Origin of the sequence: Massilia sp., from assembly GCF_031995545.1 — a bacterium.
In the GTDB taxonomy this organism is placed as follows: Bacteria; Pseudomonadota; Gammaproteobacteria; order Burkholderiales; family Burkholderiaceae_D; genus Telluria.
The window spans coordinates 1-19,533 of record NZ_DAMAGA010000028.1; the positions used below are offsets into that span (position 1 = coordinate 1).

Here is a 19,533-nt window from a genome sequence, read left to right on the forward strand (position 1 = left end):
TTGCAGGGCCAGAGCCGTCCTCTCCACAGGCTGACACGGTGGAACTCACCGCCGTGTATATAAGACTACGCGAGTTTGAATGAGTTCCGGATCAACTGCCAAATTACGGGCAGCGATTACCCGGAATGCGACTTGAACTGAGCTACTCCGACCGTGGGCCAACCTCCACAGGTATGGTCCGCGCTTTTTCCTCCCGCTTTTGCCACTTGTCAGTGACACCGATGGTGCCCTTGGCGCGCCCGCATCGAACGCAGCCTAGCCGCTGTCACCGTTGCGTGCAGAATGACAGGCACGCTAAGCCAGCGTGCGTGGCCGAGTTCCTGTTCCGCTGCTACCTGTGAACCGGCGGCGGCGCTCCGCTGCTGAAACCGTTAACCCGGTCAGCGCGCCGCCAGCGCGGCGTCGTCCGTCATCCGGTATTGATTGCGCCCGCCCGCCTTGGCCTGGTACAGCAGGGCGTCGGCCGCCGCGAACAGGGCATCGTGGCCCTGGCCTTCGCGCGGCACCATGCTGCACAGACCCATGCTGACCGTGATGTGCGGGGCGGTGGGCGAGGCCGCGTGCGGCAGATCCAGCAACGCCAGTTCTTCCAGCAGGCGATGGGCCACGCCTTCGGCGCCCATTGCATCGAGCTGCGGCAGCAGGATCGCGAATTCCTCGCCGCCGTAGCGCGTGACCAGGTCATGGGTACGGCCGGCGCCGCGGCGCAGCGCCGCCGCTACCTGCACCAGGCAGGCATCGCCACCCTGGTGGCCGTAGTGGTCGTTGTAGGCCTTGAAGTGGTCGACGTCGACCAGGATCAGCGCCACCGGCAGCCCGGCGCGCGCACAGCGCCGCCACTCGGCTTCCAGGCGCTGGTCGAAGGCGCGCCGGTTGGCCACGCCGGTGAGCGGATCGGTCAGGGTCAAGGCGCGCAGGGCGTCGGCCTGGCGCTTGACGGTCAGCTGGGTGCGCACGCGGGCGCGTACCACGGCGGCATTCACCGGCTTGGTGATGAAGTCGGCGGCGCCGGCTTCCAGCGCGCGCGTCTCGTCTTCCGGGGTTTTCAGGGCGGTAACGAAGATCACCGGGATGTCGCGCGTCTCGGGCGCGGCGCGCAGCAGGCTGCACACGGCGTAGCCGTCGATGTCGGGCATCACGGCGTCGACCAGGATCAGGTCCGGCTGCTGGGTGCGCGCCAGTTCGAGCGCGCGCGCGCCGTCGAGGGCGAACAGCACTTCCTGCTCGTCCTGCAGCGCGGCGTGCAGGATCTGCACGTTTTCCATCGCATCGTCGACGACCAGGATGCGGCCGTTCAGGGCCATGTCGGTCCAGCTCATCGGGTCTCCTTCCGCTTCATGTTCCGCATTACGTCCTTCCCATGAGATCGTCCACCAGGCGCAGCGCTTCGCCGAAACGCAGGGTGGCGACGGCGTCGAACAGGGCGCCGGCGGCCTGGGTTCCGGCCGCGGCCGCCAGCGCCGGGCGCAGGGCGTCGGCATCGGCGATGGCTTTCATGTTGTTATTCTCCAGCAGGTGGCGCAAGCGTGCCAGCGAATCGTGCAGCGGAACGGTCTCACCCGTTGCGGGTAGCGCCGTGTTTGCCTCGAAAGCTGCCGCGGCGTCCGTGTTGGCGAGCTGGCGTGCGGACTCGGCCAGCACGTCCAGTGCCCGTCCCAGCTCGGCCACGCGCAGCAGCACGGTGCCGGCATCAGCGTCGCGCAGCGCGCCTTCCAGCGCCTGGGCGGCCTGGGCGGCGTCGAGCGCGCCCAGGTTGGCGGTCACGCCGCGCAGGCGGTGCGCCAGCTGCCAGGCGGCGTTGCGGTTGCCGGCCTCGACTTCATCGCGCAGTTCGGCGAAAGTCTCGCTCTGGCTGCCGGCGAAGCGGGTGAACAGGTCGACGAAGCGCTCGAAGCTGCCGGCGAAACGCGGCAGCGCGGCGGCCAGGTCGACGCCGGGGACCTCGGGTGGCGTGTCGGCCGCCGGCGCCAGCAAGGCCGGTGCGCCCGGCGCAGGACCCTGGCCCGCATCGGCCGCCGGCCGCGGCGCCAGGCGCGACAGGGTCGCGACCAGCTCGTCGACATCGATCGGCTTCGCCAGGTGGGCCTGCATGCCGGCCGCCAGCGAACGCTGGCGGTCCTCGTCCATGGCGTTGGCGGTCATGGCCACGATCGGCAGTTCCAGGCCGGCGGCGCGGATCGCGGCGGCGGCCTCGAAGCCGTTCATTACCGGCATCTGCAGGTCCATCAGCACCACGTCGTAGCCCGCGTGTTCGGCCAACATCGACAGCGCGGCCTGGCCGTTGCCGGCGATCGCCACCAGCGCGCCGGCGCGCGCCAGGATGTAGCTGGCCACTTCCTGGTTGATCGTGTTGTCTTCGACCAGCAATACGCGCAGGCCGTCCAGGCTGCCGGCCAGCGGGGCGGCGGGCAGCGCCGGCGCCGCCACCGGCACCGCCTCGTCGCTGGCCAGGCGCGCGGCGGCGGCGCGCAGGGTGGCGCCGGTGAACGGCTTGCCCAGCACCGTCGCCACGCCGAGATCGGCGGCCAGTTCGGCGTAGTGTTCCAGTTCCGGGTCGGCCGCCAGCAGGCATACGCGCGGCAACGGCGCGCCGCCCCGCGCGCGCGCGGCCGCCAGCAAGGCCACGCCGTCCAGGCCGGGCATGCCGCTGTCGAGGAAAGCGTAGTCGTAGCGGGTTTGGGCGAGGCATTCGAGTGCCTCGGCGCCGCCGGCAGCCGTATCGACCTGCCAGCCGTAGCCGGCGCAGGCCGCGGCCAGCGCGGCGCGGACGCTGGCGTTGTCGTCGGCCACCAGCACGCGCACGGCTACGTCCGCATCAGGCGCGGGCGGAGCGTCTTCCAGCACCGGGAACTCCAGCTCGAAGTGGAAGGTGGTCCCCGCACCGGTTTCGCTCTCCAGCGCCAGGCTGCCGCCGGCCAGGTCCACCAGGCGGCGTGCGATCGACAGGCCGAGCCCGGCGCCGCCGTACTTGCGCACGGTCGAACTGTCGGCCTGGGTGAAGACTTCGAAGATGCGCGCCTGCGCCTCGGGCGCGATGCCGATCCCGGTGTCGCGCACGGAAAAGCGCAGGCGCACCCGGTCGTCCGTGCGCGCGGCGACGTCGATCGCCAGCACGATCTCGCCGCGCTCGGTGAACTTGATCGCGTTGCCGAACAGGTTCAGCAGTACCTGTTCCAGGCGCAGGGCGTCGCCGCGCAGCAGCGGCGGCACCCCGGGTGCGGGCGCGAACACCGGCTCCACACCCTTGGCCCAGGCGCCCGGCGCACTCAGCACGGCGACGCTGGACAGCACCTCGTCGATGCGGAACGGGATCGCTTCCAGCGTCAGCTGACCGGCCTCGATGCGCGAAAAGTCGAGCAGGTCGCTCAGCATGCCCAGCAGCGAACGGGCCGCGGTGCGCATGCGCGCCACGTAGCTGCGCTCGCGCGGGCCGAGCTGGCCTTCTTCCAGCAGGCGCGCCAGGCCGACGATCGCGTTCATCGGGGTGCGCAGTTCATGGCTCATATTGGCCAGGAACTCGCCCTTGGCGCGGCTGGCTTGTTCGGCCTGCTGCAGCGCGTCCTTGAGCTGGTCGCCGGTGGCGCGCAGCGCGTTCTCGGCCGCGACCCGGGTACTGATGTCGCGCACCGTGGCCTGCATCATGCCGACCCCGCCGATATCGACCCGGGTCAGCAGGATGTCGGCATGGAACACGGTGCCGTCCACGCGCCGGTGCAGCCACTCGAAGGTGGCACGGCCATGGTCCAGGGTGCGGCGCATGTAGTCGAGCGCCGCCTCGTTGCTGGGCCGTCCGTCCAGCTGCAGCAGCGGCGACAGGCTGGCCGGCGATTCTTCCAGCAGCGCGGCCGGGTCGGCGAAACCGAACAGCGTGGCCGCGGCCTGATTGGCGCTGACGTAGCCGGCGCCGTAGGCCACCAGCAGGTGGGCGTCGCCCGAAGCCTCGAACAGGGCGCGGAACATCTCCTGGTGGTCGCGCTCGCGCTGCTGCAGCAGCTTGCGCTCGGTGATGTCGAGCACCACCGCGCTCACCCCCATCAGCGCCGCGTCCGGGCCATACACTGGAAAGTAGCTGGCGATCCAGTGGCGCTGCTGGCCCGGCGCGCTCGGGGCGTCGCCGGTCGATTCGATCTCGACCATCGGGCGGCCGGTCTCGGCCACGCGCCGGTAGCACTGCTCGTATTCGGCGCCCAGCGGACCGAGGATCTCGGACAGGGTGCGCCCGGCGTGCTCGCGCGCCGGGCGGCCGTTGATGTCGGCCAGGTAGTCGTTGACCATCACCACCCGCATGTCGGTGTCCATGAAGCACAGCCCGACCGGGGCCGACGCGTACACGGTTTCGAGCTGCGCCTTGGAGGTTTCCAGCTCGCGCGTGCGCTCGGTCACCAGCGACTCCAGGCCGCTGCGGTATTCCTGCAGCTCGGCGTCGACGTGCTGCAGCGCGCGCGCCACCGCGGCCACCTCGCGGATGTCGGCCGGCGGCAGCACCAGCGGCTCGCCGCGCCCGAGGCGCTCGACCGGCTCGGCCAGCGACTGCACCGAGCGCGCGATATTCCCGCCCAGCGCCCACGCCAGGCCCAGGCTGATCGCCAGCAGCGTGGCCACCGCCGCCACGGTGGTGCCGAGCGACTGGCCGAGCAGGGCGCGCGCGGCGTCTTCGGGATAGCGGATCGCCACCACCCAGCCGTGCTGGGTCGAGCGCGCGAAGGCGGCGTAGCCGGGACGGCCGCTGGCGTCTTCCACCCGCACGCTGCCGGTGTCGTGGGTGCCCGCCGCTTCATCGAGGGCGGCGACCATCGGCGCGCCCAGGTGCTTGCCGGCGTCGGCGCTGCGCGAAACCATCTGGTGACGGCGGTCGTAGATCTCGGCCACCCAGCCCTCGGGCAGGTGCTGGCTGTCGAGCAGCTCGGCCATGCGGCGCGGGCGCAGGTGCACCGACAGCACGTAGCGTACCTTGCCGTCCTTCCATACCGGGACGTCGACCGACAGCGCGAACTGGCCGCCGGCGTCTAACCGGTGCAGGCTCGAGGCCACCGTGTCGCCGGTCACGCCGACGCGCCGGATATCGTCTTCGTTGCCGCTGCGCGGCAGGCTGGAGCCGAACGGGTAGCGGGTATTGACCAGCGGGGTGGCGTCGGGAAGGCTCAGCACGAAGGCCTGGGCCGGGAATTCAGGGCGCAGCATGCGCCGGGTCACGCTGTGGATCGCTTCCAGGTCGCCCTTGTCGACCATCGCGGTATTGGCCAGCACGCGGGCGGCGGTCTCGCCGCTCTCGATGTCGCGGTCGACCGCCGCCGCCAGTACCTCGGCCACGGTCTGGGCGTCGCTCGCCACGTGGGCGCGCTCGCGCAACGCGGCGTCGCGTGCCAGCGCGAAGTAACCGACCAGGATCGGCAGCGCGCATGCCAGCACCAGGATGTACAGCTTGGCGCGGATCGATGGCAATGGCAGGCGGGCAAACGACAAAAGGGGACTCCGGTGAGGGAAAAAGGAAGGGCGGCGCTGGGTATCGCGGCCCATCCGTCATGGTAGCGAACCTTACCCTTGCCGCATAGCATTGTTAAGCCCGAGGGGCATGGCGGCGTCATTACGCCGCAACATGGCAGATCGACAGCTTTGTACAAGCTGACAGCATCGGCGCGGCGTCGGACAACAACACTAGCATTCGAATGATGATGCCAAACGTTAATTTTGATGCTTTCTGGCATAAAATCGACCCTTGAAGAAATAACGGATGAGGAAAGCATGGCAAGGCCAGAAAAAGTCCGCCTCGGCGAAGTGCTGATGCAGCAGAAGCTCCTGAGCGAAGAACAGCTCGAGCAGGCGCTGGCGGACCAAAAGCGCACCGGCCGCAAGCTGGGCCGGGTGTTCGTCGAGAACGGGTTCGTCACCGAAGACCAGATCTCGGGCGCGCTGGCGCGCCAGCTGAACATCCCCTACATCAACCTCAAGTTCTATAACATCAACGCCGACCTGGTGCGTCTGTTGCCTGAGACCGCGGCGCGGCGCTTCCGCGCGCTGGTGCTGGAAGACCGGCGCGAGACGCTGCTGGTGGGCGTGTCCGACCCGACCGACCTGTTCGCCTATGACGAGATCGCGCGCCTGCTCAAGAAGAGCGTCGAGCTGGCGGTGGTCAACGAGACCGAGGTCCTGGCGGCGATCGACCGCATCTACCGCCGCACCGGCGAGATCACCGGCCTGGCGCGCGAAGTCGAGGCGGACCTGGGCGACGCTTCGATCGACTTCGGCGCGCTGGCCGCCAACCCGGGGCTGGAAGAAGCGCCGATCGTCAAGCTGCTGCAATCGGTGTTCGACGACGCGGCCCAGGTGCGCGCCTCGGACATCCACATCGAGCCGCAGGACGGCCGGCTGCAGATCCGCTTCCGCATCGACGGCGTGCTGCACCTGCAGACCGAGGCCGATCTGAAGGTGGCGACGCCGCTGGCGCTGCGCCTGAAACTCATGGCCGACCTCGACATCTCCGAGAAGCGCCTGCCGCAGGACGGCCGCTTCGCGGTCAAGGTGCGCAATCAGCGGATCGACGTGCGTATCTCGACCATGCCGACCCAGTACGGCGAATCGGTGGTGATGCGTCTGCTGAACCAGGCCGGCGCCAATCTGAGATTGGACGCGATCGGCATGCCGGCGCGCCTGGTCGAGCGCTTCCGCAGCATCGTCGCCCGGCCCAATGGCCTGGTGCTGGTGACCGGGCCTACCGGCAGTGGCAAGACCACGACCTTGTACAGCGCCTTGTCGGAACTGAACTCGGTCGAGAAGAAGCTGATCACGGTCGAGGACCCGGTCGAGTACCGGCTGTCGGGCATTAACCAGGTGCAGGTCAACGACAAGATCGACCTCAACTTCGCGCGTGTGCTGCGTTCGGCGCTGCGGCAAGACCCGGACATCGTGCTGGTGGGCGAGATGCGCGACCAGGAAACCGCGCAGATCGGCCTGCGCGCCGCCATGACCGGCCACCTGGTGCTGTCCACGCTGCACACCAACGACGCCGCTTCGACCCCGCTGCGCCTGATGGACATGGGCGTGCCGCGCTATATGGTGGGCGGCTCGCTGCAGGCGGTGCTGGCGCAGCGCCTGGTGCGCGTGATCTGCGAGAGCTGCACCACCGAATACGCCCCGGCTTCGAATGAAGTCGACTGGCTGCGCTCGGAACTGAAGGAGCATGCGGCTTCCACCCGCTTCTTCCATGGCAAGGGCTGCTCGCACTGCAACGGGACCGGTTACCGCGGCCGGACCGGCGTCTACGAGCTGCTGGAAATGACGCGCGCCGTGACCGACGCCGTCAACCACCCGGATCCGTCGCACTTCCTGAAGGTAGCGCACGCCGAGATGGGCGGCGACACGCTGCGCCGCCACGCGGTCAGCCTGGCGGTGCAGGGCCGCACCACGGTGGCCGAGGCGATGCGGGTCAGTAACCAGCTGGATGATTGATGCCATTCTTCGCCTATAAAGGCCGCGATGGACGCGGCGCCTTGATGCAGGGCGTGCTGGAAGGCGCCGACAGCGCGGCGGTGGCCGACCAGCTGTTCGGCGCCGGCGTCACGCCGGTCGAGATCACGCCGACGCGCAAGGCCAGCACCGGCGCAGGCGCGGGCGGGGCGGTCCAGGGCTGGCGCGAACGCCTGTTCGAGAAGAAGGTGACATCGCTCGACGTGCAGCTGTTCAGCCGCCAGCTCTACACCCTGCTCAAGTCCGGGGTGCCGATCATGCGCGGCCTGGCGGGATTGCAGGAATCGGCCATCAGCAAATCGTTCGCACGCGTGATCAAGGATCTGCGTGAGTCGCTCGACGCCGGGCGCGAGCTGTCGATCGCGATGGCGCGCCACCCGCTGGTGTTCACGCCGTTCTACCTGTCGATGGTGAAGGTGGGCGAGATGACCGGGCGCCTGGAAGAGGTGTTCCTGCGCCTGTTCGACCACCTGGAGTTCGACCGCGACATGCGCGAGCGGGTCAAGACGGCGCTGCGCTATCCGAGCTTCGTGGTGATCGCGATGGTGCTGGCGATGGTGGTGGTGAACGTGTGGGTGATACCGCAGTTCGCCAAGGTGTTCGCCTCGTTCAACGCCGAACTGCCGCTGATGACGCGCATCCTGCTTGCCACCTCCACCTTCACGGTGGCCTGGTGGCCGGCGCTGGCGGGTGCGGCGGGAACGGCATTCTTCGGCTTCCGGGCCTGGATCAGGACCGCCAAGGGACGCCTGGCCTGGGACCGTCACAAGCTGCGCCTGCCGATCGCCGGCAAGATCATCCACAAGGCCACCATGGCGCGCTTCGCACGCAGCTTCGCGCTGTCGATGAGGAGCGGGGTGCCGATCGTGCAGGCCTTGACCGTCGTGTCGCAGACGGCCGACAACGCTTACCTGAGCCTGCGCATCGAGGGGATGCGCGACGGCGTCGAGCGCGGCGAAAGCATCCTGCGCACCTCGACCGCGGCGAATGTGTTCACGCCGATGGTGCTGCAGATGATCGCGGTCGGCGAAGAGTCCGGGTCGCTCGACGACCTGATGGACGAGATCGCGCAGATGTACGAGCGCGAGGTCGATTACGAACTCAAGACGCTGTCGAGCCAGATCGAACCGATCCTGATCGTGTTCCTGGGGGCGATGGTGCTGGTGCTGGCGCTGGGAATTTTCTTGCCGATCTGGGACCTCGGACAGGCCGCGTTGCACAAGAAATAATGGTTGGTGTGGCTTATTTGTTGGAATATGCCAATTTTTGCTTTCTGGATATTTAAATTCCCAATGTTCAATGTAGAATTGCCGCGTATCTCTCCCGTGGCGCTTGCGCAGAGCGGGGAGGTCAGGGGCTGGACCCCGCTTGCCGGGTAATGACCGTCCCCACCGATTGAGTCAACAGCGGTCATTCGCACACACTTCTTACAGAGAGAAAAACATGAACAATGGGTTGAAACTGAAGGCGCAGGGCGGCTTTACGCTGATCGAACTGATCGTGGTGATCGTCATTCTGGGTATCCTGGCCGCGACCGCGCTGCCGAAATTCGCCAGCCTGAGCGGCGACGCACGCGTGGCTTCGCTGCAAGCCGCCAAGGGCTCGATCAGCTCGGCGTCGGCGATGCTGCATGGTAAGTGGCTGATCAAGAACGCGGAAACCATCACCGTCGAGAATACCGCCGTTGGCATCGTCCTCGGCTATCCGGATTCGGCATCGATCGCCGCCGCCGCCGGCATCACCCGGGACGACTACGACATCGACGTCAACGGCCAGACCACCACCGTGACGCCGAAGAACCTGACCAATGCCCAGAAAGCCACCTGCAAAGTCGCGTATAGCGAAGCGACCGCTGCCCGCTCGGCACCGCTGATCGTCCTGACCGCGACCGACTGCGGCAGCTGATCCAGCCGGCTCCGGCGAACAGGCGCTGCCCGGTCAGCGCCTGTTTTCATTTGCGGCACCGGTTTTTTGCAGACAAGCGACGCCGGGCCATCAAGTTTGCCGGATCAGCGATTTTTTGTGATTTATCCGGCCGCTCTTGTCTATAATCAAGTTTTGCCCGACATCATCCGATTCCGCGATTCATTGGCCGTCCGCATGCGTCTGTTTAAAAGAACAAAAAAGAAGGATGGCTGGTTGACCATCGCGGTGGGGCGCGAGGGCGTGAGCCTGGCCGCGGTCGCGCGCTCTGGGGACGCCACGCCGCGCGTGACCGTCGCCACCTTTCTGCCGGGGCAGACGGGCAGCGAGATCGTCGACAAGGCCGGACGCGAAGGCAATGCCGCCGCCCGTCATTGCAGCACGCTGCTGGCCGGCGGCGAATACCAGATCATGAACGTCGAAGCCCCCAACGTGCCGCGCGAAGAGATGAAGACCGCGGTGCGCTGGCGCCTGAAGGACATCCTCGACTTCCCGGTGGCCGAAGCGACTATCGACGTGCTCGACATTCCCCTGGACGCCAACTCGCGCGTCCAGCAATCGCTGTTCGTGGTGGCGGCAAAAAACAGCGTGATCGCGCCGCGCCAGAAGCTGTTCCTGGACGCCAAGGTCGAGCTCGAGGCGATCGACATCCCCGAGACGGCCCAGCGTAACGTCTCGGCCATGCTCGAACCGGAAGGCCGCGGCGTGGCGATGCTGTCGTTCGGCGACGATGGCGGCCTGCTGACGGTGTCCTATCGCGGTGAGCTGTACCTGTCGCGCCGCTTCGACGTCACGCTGGCCCAGCTGCTGGAACCGGACCACGAGCGCAAGCACGCCAGCTTCGACAAGATCACCCTCGAACTGCAGCGTTCGCTCGACCATTTCGAGCGTCAGTATTCCTTCATCAGCGTGTCCAAGCTGGTGCTGGGACCGTCGCCGGTCAGCGGCCTGGACGAATACCTGTCGAGCAATCTGTACACCCCGGTCGAGACGCTCGACCTGGCCACGGTATTCGACCTGACCGCGGTGCCGGAGTTGGCTGACAGGGCGCTGCAGCAGCGTTTCTTTTTGCCGCTCGGCGCCGCGCTGCGTGACGAGGTGGCGCCATGACGCGCAAGACCGTCCAGCAGATCAACCTGTTCAACCCGGCGTTCCAGCCGCAGAAGAAGATTCTGTCGGCCGCCACCATGGCGCTCGGCCTGGGCGTGCTGGTGCTGGGAATCGCCGCGCTGGCCGGCTTCGGTGCGCTGCAGACGGCCGAACTGCGCCAGGAGGCCGCGCTCGGCGCCAAGCGCCTGGAGCAGCGCCAGGCGCGCCTGGCCACGGCCAACCTGGAGTTCGCACCGCGCCAGAAAGACCAGACGCTCGACGCGCAGATCGTCGATGCCGAACGCAAGCTGGCCTCGCTGCGCCATATCTCGGGCGCGGTGACGCGCGGCGAGCTGGGCGACACGGGCGGCCTGTCCGGATACTTCCGCGCGCTGGCGCGCCAGAGCGTGCAGGGCCTGTGGCTGACCGGCGTGACGGTGGCGGCGGGCGGCAGCCAGATCGGCATCAAGGGCCGCACTGTCGACGCGGCGCTGGTGCCGGGCTACCTGAACCGCCTGACGCAGGAGCCGCTGATGCGCGGTAAAACCTTCGCCAGCCTGCAGATCGACCAGGGTGCACCCCTGAGTGTCGCCGGCGCCGACGGCAAGCCGGTGGCGGCGGCCGCGCCGTATGTCGAATTCAGCCTGCAATCGGTTGCCGAAGCGCCGGGCGCGAAAGGGCAGCCATGAAGGCCCGGCTGCAGCAACTGCTGGCGCGCGTCGACGCCCTGAGCCTGCGCGAACGCGCCATGGTATTCGCCGCCGGCGCAGCCGTGATTGCATTCGGTGGCCACGCGCTAGTGCTGGCGCCGATGTTCGCCGACCAGGCCGCGCTGCGCACCCGGATCGCGCAGCAGTTCGAGGCCGCGAACGCCACCGACAACGAGATCGCGGCCAAGGTGCAAGCCTTCCAGGTCGATCCGGACGCCCCGGCGCGAGCGCGCCTGAACGGCATCCAGCAGGAGCTGGGCCAGCTCGGCCAGCAGCTGCTGGCGATCGAGCACGGCCTGGTGCCGCCGGAACGCATCGCGCCGCTGCTCGAATCGATCCTGCGTGCCAACGGCAAGCTGAAACTGGTGTCGATGCGCACGCTGCCGGTGGAGCCGCTGTCGGGGCCACCTGGCAGCGATGCCGTGGCAACGCCGGCGACGCCGGCCGACAGCGCAACCGCCGCCACCCCGGCCACCCCGGCAACCCCGGCAACCCCTTTGCTTTACCGCCACGGTGTCGAAGTCACCGTGCGCGGCAACTATCTCGACATGGTCGACTACATGAGCGCACTCGAAACGCTGCCCACCCGTATGTTCTGGGGCCGGGCGCAGCTCGACGTGGAGGAATATCCGGCCGCGCGCCTGACGCTCACCCTGCATACCCTGAGCCTGGACCGACAATGGATGAAGCTGTGAACAAACTGATCCTCACCCTGACCCTCAGTGCCGGCCTGGCCCTGGCCCATCTGGCGGCCAACGCCCAGAGCCTGCTCGACCCGACCCGTCCGCCGGCCGGCATCGGCCAGGCCGCCGCCGACAGCGCCGCGTCCGGCGCGCCGCGCCTGCAATCGATCCTGATCGCGCCGCGCGCCGGCGGGCGCCACGTGGCCGTGATCGATGGCGACACCGTGCGCCTGGGCGACACATGGAAGGGCGCGCGCGTGGCGTCGATGAGCCGCAACGAGGTGGTGCTGGTGCGCGGCGCCGAGCGCCAGGTGCTGCGCCTGGATGGTCCGGTCGATACCGTGGCCGGCATGACGCCGGCCGCGCAATGATCACGGCAAAGCACAAAACGGACGCCACGATGAAGAAGCTGATCCTCAAGAGCGCCGCGCTGACCGCGGCCCTGATCCTGGCCGGTTGCCAGAGCGCGCCGCAGCATGCGACCTACGAAGAGCTCATGAAAGAGCTGTCCAAGGCAAGCAGCCAGCCGGCCGCCGCGCAACCGGTCGACGACGCGGTGGCCAACGCGCTTCTGCCGCCGGCCGGCGCGCTGGCCGCCCAGCTGCCCAAGGCCAAACCTGCGCTTGAGGAACGCTTCAACGTCGCCTTCAACAACGTGCCGGCGCAGCAGTTCTTCCGCTCGATCGTGGCCGGCACCCGCTACAACATGCTGGTGCACCCGGACGTCGGCGGCACGATCTCGGCCAACCTGAAGGACGTGACCATCGTCGAAACGCTGGAAGCGATCCGCGAAATGTACGGCTACGACTACAAGATCGACGGCGCGCGCATCACGATCCGGCCGCTGACCATGCAGACCCGCATGTTCCAGGTGAACTACCTGACCGCGGCGCGCCGTGGCGTGTCGAACCTGCGCGTGAACTCGACCTCGATTGCCAACGCCGTCAACAACAATAACAACAACGGCAACGCCAATGGCACCGGCAACAACAGCGGTGGCATGGGCCAGAACAACGGCGCCAATCCGAACGACCCGAACCAGACCAACGGCAGCAACGCCAATTCGCAGTTGAGCAGCACCGACGTGCGCACCCTGTCGGATAACGATTTCTGGCGCGAGCTGAAAGACGCGCTGGAAGCCATCGTCGGCTCGAAAGAGGGCGGTCGCAGCGTGGTGATCAGCCCGCAGTCGGGCGTGCTGGTGATCCGCGCCATGCCGGAAGAGCTGCGCAGCGTCGACGCCTACCTGAAAGCCACCCAGCTGTCGGTGGATCGCCAGGTGATCCTGGAAGCCAAGATCCTCGAAGTGGAGCTCAACGACAGCTTCCAGAGCGGCATCAACTGGGCTTCGTTCGCCTCGTTCCGCGGCTCGCATCCGAACCGCGTCTCGGGCGGCATGATCTCTCCCGGCACCAACCTGGCGCCGCTGCCGTACGACGGCGGCCAGCCGGCGGTGATCGCCAACGGCCAGGGCCTTTCCGCCAGCACCGGCTTCTCGCTGTCGAACGCCGCCACCGCGGCCGGCTCGCTGTTCGGCTTCGCCTTCCAGACCAATAACTTCGCGGCCCTGATCACCTTCCTCGAGTCGCAGGGCACCGTGCACGTGCTGTCCAGCCCACGGGTGGCGGCGATGAACAATCAAAAAGCGGTGCTCAAGATCGGTACCGACGAATTCTTCGTCACCGGCGTCACCAACACCATCAACAGCACTAATAACGGCACCGTGGTGACGCCGAGCGTGACGGTGCAGCCGTTCTTCTCGGGCGTGCTGCTGGACGTGACGCCGCAGATCGACGACAAGGGCAACATCCTGCTGCACGTGCACCCGTCGGTCAGCCAGGTCTCGACCGTCAACAAGGACGTCGACCTCGGCACCAGCGGTACGCTGCGGCTGCCGCTGGCGGCATCGAGCACCTCGGAACTGGACAGCATCGTGCGCGGCCAGAACGGGCGCGTGGTGGCGATCGGCGGCTTGATGCGCCAGGCCTCGACCGGCGACACCGACCAGCTGCCGGGCGCCGACAAGGTGCCGGTGCTGGGCGCGCTGTTCCGCAACCGCTCGCGCGTGAACCAGAAGCGCGAGCTGGTGGTCCTGATCAAGCCGACCATCGTCGAAGGCGCCAGCGACTGGAGCCAGGACCTGCTGGACGCGACGCGCCGGGTCGAGAGTCTCGATCCGCGCACGCGGAGCCCGCGCTGATGTACACCGCGCACTTCGGCCTGCACGAGCTGCCGTTCGGGATCACGCCCGACACCAGCTTCTTCTTCGGCAGTCCGCGTTCGCAGGAAGCGCTCAACACGCTGCTGGTGGCGGCGCGCGGTGGCGAAGGGTTCATCAAGATCACCGGCGAAGTCGGCACCGGCAAGACGCTCCTGTGCCGCAAGTTCATGGCGACGCTGGGCGAGGGCTTCGTCACCGCCTACATCCCGAACCCGTACCTGGAGCCGCGCACGCTGATGCTGGCGCTGGCCGACGAACTGGAAATACCGCTGGAGCGCGACGTCGACCAGCACCAGCTGCTCAAGGCGATCAACCTGCGCCTGCTGGAGCTGGCAGGGCAGGACCTGCGCGTGGTGCTGTGCCTGGACGAGGCGCAGGCGATTCCGGTCGAAAGCCTGGAGGCATTGCGCCTCCTGACCAACCTCGAGACCGAGAAGCGCAAGCTGCTGCAGATCGTCCTGTTCGGCCAGCCGGAACTGAATCGCAAGCTCGAACTCGAATCGATCCGCCAGCTGGCGCAGCGCATCACGTTCCACTATCACCTCGGCCCGTTGAGCCGCGACGACCTCGACTACTACGTCGCGCACCGCCTGCGCGTGGCCGGCTTCGGCGGCGCGCGCCTGTTCACGCGCGGCGCGATCCGCGGCCTGTACAAGGCCAGCGGCGGCGTGCCGCGCCTGGTCAACATCATGGCGCACAAGGCGCTGATGCTCAGTTATGGACAGGGCCGGCAGCAGGTGGGTGGCGGCCATGTCGCCATCGCCGCACGCGATACGGTGGGTGTGAACCGCACGATCCGGACCTGGCTGCTGGGTGGCGTCGTGGTTGCCGGCGTGGCGGCGGGCGTGGCATGGATGGTGGCGCCATGAGCCTGATTAACAAGATGCTGCAGGACCTCGATGCGCGCGCCGGCAAGCCGGGTGCGGAGCCGCTGCCGGGCGACGTCAGGCCGGTGTTGCCGGCCGAAGGTCGCGCGCCATGGAAGCAGGTGGCCGTCATTGGCGGCGCTGTGGCGGCGCTGGCATTGGCCGGGTATGCGGGCTGGCTGGCGCTGGAGCGGCGCGCTGCGCCGCCGGTGGTGCAGGCGCGGGCGCCGCAGCCGGTGGTCACCCCATTCGTTGCTCCGGCCGTGGCGGCCGCGCCGGTCGAGGTAGCGGCCGTGGCGCCGCAGCCTGCCGAACCCGAACCGGCACCGCAACCGCAGCCCGAGCCCCAGCCCGAACCACCCGCGCCGCCCGAAAAAGTCGAGCCGGTGAAGCCGCCGCGCAAGGAAGCCCTGCGCGAGGAACGTTCCAAGCCCGTGCGAAAGAGCGAGCCGGCGCCGAAGAGCGCGCAGCCCGTGAAGCCGGTTGCACCGAAGGCTGTGCCGGGACGCACCGAGACGCCGGCCCAGCGTGCCGACAACGCGTATAAACGCGCGCTGAACGCGCTCGAAGACGGCCGCGTTACCGAAGCAATCTCCACCCTGCAGGCCGGCCTGCGCGCCAATCCGCGCCATGAGGCGTCGCGCCAGACGCTGGTCAGCCTGCTGATCGAGGCCAGGCGTCCCGAGGAAGCGATGCGCCAGCTGCAGGCGGCGCTGGCGCTCGATCCGCGCCAGCCCTCGATGGCGATGCTGCTGGCGCGCCTGCAGCTCGAACGCGGCGGCCCGGCTTTGCAGACCCTGAACCGCACCATGCCGTATGCAACGGGCAATGGCGAATACCACGCCTTCCTGGCCGGCGTGCTGCAGCGCGAAGGGCGACAGCACGAAGCGGCCGAACACTACCAGCGCGCGCTGAAGACGGCGCCGCAGAATGGTGTGTGGTGGATGGGGCTGGGGATTTCGCTGCAGGGCGAGAAGCGCGATGCCGAGGCGGCGGAAGCCTTCCAGCGGGCGCGCGCGAGTGGGACCTTGTCGGCCGAACTGCAGGCGTTTGTCGAGCGGCGCTTGAAGCAACTGGGCCGCTGACGTATTTTTCGCTACCACCCTCACGACCGCCAAGAGTGCGGTCGCCCGGGGCGGATCACAGCACTGCCAGCCGCTCCAGCGCCATCTCCAGCGTCTCATCCCGCTTCGCGAAGCAGAACCGCACCACGCCCGACTCCTGCGGCTGGCTGTAGAACGCCGACACCGGAATCGCCGCCACCTTCACCTCGCGCGTCAGCCACTTGGCAAACTCCGCCTCCGGCAGATCCGAAATCGCACCATAGCGCACGCACTGGAAGTAGGTGCCGTCCGCCGGCAGCAGCTCGAAGCGGCTGCCGGCCAGCCCCGCGCGGAACAGGTCGCGCTTCTTCTGATAGAACGCCGGCAGGTCGCGCCACGGCGCCGGATCGGCCATGTAGGCGGCGATCCCGTGCTGCATCGGCGCGTTGACGCTGAAGACGTTGTACTGGTGGACCTTGCGGAACTCGCTCGACAAGGCCGCCGGCGCCGCCACGTAGCCGACCTTCCAGCCGGTCACGTGATAGGTCTTGCCGAAGCTCGACACCACGAAGGCGCGCGCCGCCAGCAGCGGGTGCGACGACACCGAAGCATGTGGCTGGCCGTCGAACACCATGTGCTCGTAGACCTCGTCGGACAGCACCAGGATGCGGGTGCCGTCGACGATCGCGGCCAGCGCATCGAGGTCGGCGCGGCGCAGGATGCTGCCGGTCGGGTTATGCGGTGTGTTGATCACCACCATGCGGGTGAGCGGCGTGACCGCGGCTTCGACGTCGTCCCACGGTACGCTGTAGCCGTCCGCGCCGACGCGCATCGTCACCGGCACCACCACGCCGCCGGCCAGGGCGATCGCCGGCGCATAGCTGTCGTAGGCCGGTTCGATGACGATCACTTCGTCGCCCGGATGCACCGCGCACAGGATCGCCGTCATCAAGCCCTGCGTGGCGCCGGCGGTGACGGTGATCTCGGCGGCGGCGTCGTAGCGATGACCGTACAGCGCCGCGATCTTGTCCGCGACGGCTTCGCGCAGGGCTGGCACGCCGGTCATGAACGGGTACTGGTTGTGGCCCGCGTGCATGGCCTCGGTCACCAGGTCTACCAGCTTCGGGTCGCAGTGAAAGTCGGGGAAACCCTGTCCCAGGTTGACGGCGCCGTGTTCGGCGGCGAGCTGGGACATCTGCGTGAACACGGTGGTGCCGACTTGCGGCAGACGCGAAGTGAGAGGCAAGAGCGGAGTGGTCATGATCGTTGTCGAAAGATGAATGCCTTATTCTAGCGTGCCCGCGGCGCGCGCCTTGAGCCACGCCTCGGGCAGCATGATGCGAAACAGCCCGGCCTGCGCCGTCTTGCGGTTGAGCTTGAGCAGGGCCTTGTCCTTGCTGATCAAGACCGTGGCGCCGGCGTCGCGCGCCAGCTCCATGAATTTCTGGTCGTCGCGGTCGGTGCACACCGGCAGCCGCACGTGCTTCGCATCCGGCGCGACCAGGTGCAGCAGGGCGTCGAAGCGGGCCGCTGCTTGGGCGCGGCTGTCGTCGTCCAGTGGCAGGTGCGGGTAGCGCAGCACGGCCAGGTACTCATCGCGGCAATCGGCGCGGGTCAGGGCCTGGATTTCGCCGCTTTCGATCGCTTGCAGCAGCTCGCCCCAGCGCGGATCGTTGAAGACGAACAGGTCGAGCAGCACATTGGTGTCGATGACGATGGGTTTGGCGGAAGCGGGTATCATGTCGGTTGTTTATTTGTAGAAATTAATTGTCTTCATGCTGATCGTACTGTCGCCCGCCAAATCCCTCGACCTCGACTCCCCCAGCACCACCGAGCACCATACCACCCCCGATTTCGTCCCGCATGCCGCCGAGCTGATCGAGGTGCTGCGCGGCTATTCGCCGGCCGCCATCGGCGAGCTGATGAAGCTGTCGGACGCGCTGTCCGTGCTCAACGTCGGCCGCTACGCCCACTGGCAGCCGGACCACGCCGAAGCGCGCCAGGCCATCATGTCGTTCAACGGCGACGTGTACGCCGGCTTCGATGCGCGCACGCTCGATGCGGACGCCATCGGCTACACACAGCAGCGGGTGCGCATCCTGTCCGGCCTGTATGGCCTGCTGCGCCCGCTGGACCGCATGCATCCGTACCGGCTCGAGATGGGTACCCGGCTGCTGAACCCGCGCGGCAAGGACCTGTACGCGTTCTGGGGCGAGATCGTGACCGGGGCGCTTAACCGCCAGCTGGAAGCGCTAGGGGCGACGGCCTTGGTGAACCTGGCGTCGGAAGAATACTTCAAGTCGGTGAAGCCCAAGCTGCTGGCAGCCCCGGTGATCGATCCCGTGTTCGAAGACTGGAAGGGCGGCAAGTACAAGATCATTTCGTTCTATGCCAAGCGTGCGCGCGGGATGATGGCGCGCTATGCGGCGCAGAACGGAATTACCGATCCCGAGCAGCTGAAAGAGTTCGACGTGGACGGGTATGCGTTCGAGCCTGGGCTGTCGAGCGAGCGCAAGTGGGTGTACAGGCGCCGCCTGGAAGTGTGATCGTTTGCCTGACAGGGCAAACCAGTAGCCGCGCCTGAGCAGGCGACTGGTTGATGCCGCGGCCGCACAACGCGCGCCGCGGCTACCGATCCTTATTCCACCGCGTCCTTCGGCGACGGCTTCGGCCCGCTCTTGGCCCAGAACTTCCACCACGGCGCCTCACGCGACGCGTTCGGATTCAGGAAGCGGCTGTTCGGATAGTTCATGGTGAACACACGCTGCGTATCGTCGCGCAGCAGCGGCTGGCCGAGCTTGTCGTACGAACGCATCATGATGAACAGCGCTTCTTCGCGCGCCGGGGCGTCGCTGTAGTTGGCCAAGGCTTCCTGCGCGCGATTGAGCGCCGCCAGGTAGGCGCCGCGGCGGTAGTAGTAGCTCGCCACGTGCACTTCGTACTGCGCCATCGCATTGATCAGGTAGCTCATGCGCGCGATCGAGTCCGGCGCGTATTTGCTGTTCGGGAACTTGTCGACCAGGACCTTGAACGCCGTGAAGGCTTCGCGGGTTGCGCGCGGGTCGCGCTCGGTCGGATCCTGTTCGTAGATGAAGCTGAAGAAGCCCAGCTGGTCGTTGAAGTTGATCAGGCCGCGCAGGTAGTACATGTAGTCAACCTGGGGATGGTTCGGGTGCAGCTTGATGAAGCGTTCGACCGCGGCCAGCGCCTCGGCCTGGTCCTGCGATTTGTAATAGGCGTAGGCGATCTCCATCTGCGATTGCGCAGCGTAGGTGCCGAACGGGTAGTTGGTTTCGAGCCGCTGGAACAATTTGATCGCGGCTTCGTAGTGCCCGCCGGCCATCTCCTCGCGCGCCTCAGCGTATAATTTCTCCGCCGACCAGTTTTTGGTTTCGTCGGAGGCCGATGGCAGCATGCTGCAGGCCGACAGACCGACGAGGGCGCAAGTAGCGACCAATACAGACAATTTTTTTTGCATAGCGTTTTGCAAGAAAGTTTTACCTAGATTCAACGAACGGCTGATTATAGCCGATG

The 19,533-nt window shown here is 67.4% G+C and carries 16 protein-coding genes; 11 read left to right on the top strand and 5 right to left on the bottom strand.

What is annotated here, in order from left to right; genetic code table 11:
* Nucleotides 1–380 precede the first annotated feature (380 nt).
* Nucleotides 381–1,319, bottom strand: a complete 939-nt coding sequence (locus RTQ83_RS17400; RefSeq protein WP_312517135.1) for a diguanylate cyclase domain-containing protein — start codon at nucleotides 1,317–1,319, stop codon at nucleotides 381–383.
* A gap of 28 nt (nucleotides 1,320–1,347) precedes the next feature.
* Entirely contained in the window at nucleotides 1,348–5,463 is a 4,116-nt protein-coding gene (locus RTQ83_RS17405; protein WP_312517137.1) for a response regulator, read from the bottom strand.
* 279 nt (nucleotides 5,464–5,742) lie between these two features.
* Here RTQ83_RS17405 and RTQ83_RS17410 point away from each other — a divergent pair, with 279 nt between their 5' ends.
* The 10 genes from RTQ83_RS17410 to RTQ83_RS17455 all read left to right on the top strand — a co-directional run bounded on the left by RTQ83_RS17410 (nucleotide 5,743) and on the right by RTQ83_RS17455 (nucleotide 16,041).
* On the top strand, nucleotides 5,743–7,446 hold the full coding sequence (locus RTQ83_RS17410; RefSeq protein ID WP_312517139.1) for a GspE/PulE family protein: 1,704 nt from the start codon (nucleotides 5,743–5,745) through the stop codon (nucleotides 7,444–7,446).
* Nucleotides 7,446–8,693, top strand: coding sequence for a type II secretion system F family protein (locus RTQ83_RS17415; protein WP_312517141.1), 1,248 nt, complete (start codon nucleotides 7,446–7,448; stop codon nucleotides 8,691–8,693). Before RTQ83_RS17410 ends, RTQ83_RS17415 begins: the two co-directional genes overlap by 1 nt.
* Nucleotides 8,694–8,907: 214 nt before the next feature.
* On the top strand, nucleotides 8,908–9,369 hold the full coding sequence (locus RTQ83_RS17420) for a type II secretion system protein (protein WP_312517143.1): 462 nt from the start codon (nucleotides 8,908–8,910) through the stop codon (nucleotides 9,367–9,369).
* Between the two features lie 195 nt (nucleotides 9,370–9,564).
* Nucleotides 9,565–10,497 carry an agglutinin biogenesis protein MshI gene (locus tag RTQ83_RS17425; RefSeq protein ID WP_312517145.1) on the top strand — a complete coding sequence of 311 codons (933 nt, stop codon included), beginning with the start codon at nucleotides 9,565–9,567 and terminating at the stop codon, nucleotides 10,495–10,497.
* The gene (locus tag RTQ83_RS17430) at nucleotides 10,494–11,165 is read left to right on the top strand and encodes a hypothetical protein (RefSeq protein WP_312517147.1); all 672 of its coding nucleotides are present in this window, start codon (nucleotides 10,494–10,496) and stop codon (nucleotides 11,163–11,165) included. Before RTQ83_RS17425 ends, RTQ83_RS17430 begins: the two co-directional genes overlap by 4 nt.
* A complete protein-coding gene (locus RTQ83_RS17435) occupies nucleotides 11,162–11,881 on the top strand; it encodes a hypothetical protein (protein ID WP_312517151.1) in 720 nt (239 codons plus the stop codon). The genes RTQ83_RS17430 and RTQ83_RS17435 overlap by 4 nt, the downstream gene beginning before the upstream one ends.
* Nucleotides 11,878–12,240, top strand: a complete 363-nt coding sequence (locus RTQ83_RS17440) for a hypothetical protein (RefSeq protein WP_312517153.1) — start codon at nucleotides 11,878–11,880, stop codon at nucleotides 12,238–12,240. Before RTQ83_RS17435 ends, RTQ83_RS17440 begins: the two co-directional genes overlap by 4 nt.
* 29 nt (nucleotides 12,241–12,269) lie before the next feature.
* On the top strand, nucleotides 12,270–14,069 hold the full coding sequence (mshL, locus tag RTQ83_RS17445) for a pilus (MSHA type) biogenesis protein MshL (RefSeq protein WP_312517155.1): 1,800 nt from the start codon (nucleotides 12,270–12,272) through the stop codon (nucleotides 14,067–14,069).
* Nucleotides 14,069–14,959 (top strand): AAA family ATPase, encoded by an 891-nt coding sequence (locus RTQ83_RS17450; protein WP_312517157.1) that lies wholly within the window; start codon nucleotides 14,069–14,071, stop codon nucleotides 14,957–14,959. Before mshL ends, RTQ83_RS17450 begins: the two co-directional genes overlap by 1 nt.
* Complete coding sequence (locus tag RTQ83_RS17455) at nucleotides 14,956–16,041, top strand: tetratricopeptide repeat protein (protein ID WP_312517159.1); 1,086 nt, start codon at nucleotides 14,956–14,958, stop codon at nucleotides 16,039–16,041. Before RTQ83_RS17450 ends, RTQ83_RS17455 begins: the two co-directional genes overlap by 4 nt.
* A 55-nt stretch (nucleotides 16,042–16,096) precedes the next feature.
* Here RTQ83_RS17455 and RTQ83_RS17460 read toward each other — a convergent pair whose 3' ends face one another.
* Both RTQ83_RS17460 and RTQ83_RS17465 read right to left on the bottom strand, forming a co-directional pair.
* Complete coding sequence (locus RTQ83_RS17460; protein ID WP_312517161.1) at nucleotides 16,097–17,260, bottom strand: pyridoxal phosphate-dependent aminotransferase; 1,164 nt, start codon at nucleotides 17,258–17,260, stop codon at nucleotides 16,097–16,099.
* A gap of 24 nt (nucleotides 17,261–17,284) precedes the next feature.
* Complete coding sequence (locus tag RTQ83_RS17465; RefSeq protein ID WP_312517163.1) at nucleotides 17,285–17,740, bottom strand: putative toxin-antitoxin system toxin component, PIN family; 456 nt, start codon at nucleotides 17,738–17,740, stop codon at nucleotides 17,285–17,287.
* 34 nt (nucleotides 17,741–17,774) lie between these two features.
* On the opposite strand from RTQ83_RS17465, the gene yaaA reads away from it, so the two are divergent.
* On the top strand, nucleotides 17,775–18,545 hold the full coding sequence (yaaA, locus tag RTQ83_RS17470) for a peroxide stress protein YaaA (RefSeq protein ID WP_312517165.1): 771 nt from the start codon (nucleotides 17,775–17,777) through the stop codon (nucleotides 18,543–18,545).
* Nucleotides 18,546–18,637: 92 nt separating this feature from the next.
* Here yaaA and RTQ83_RS17475 read toward each other — a convergent pair whose 3' ends face one another.
* Nucleotides 18,638–19,477 (bottom strand): outer membrane protein assembly factor BamD, encoded by an 840-nt coding sequence (locus RTQ83_RS17475; protein ID WP_312517167.1) that lies wholly within the window; start codon nucleotides 19,475–19,477, stop codon nucleotides 18,638–18,640.
* Between the last annotated feature and the right edge of the window lie 56 nt (nucleotides 19,478–19,533).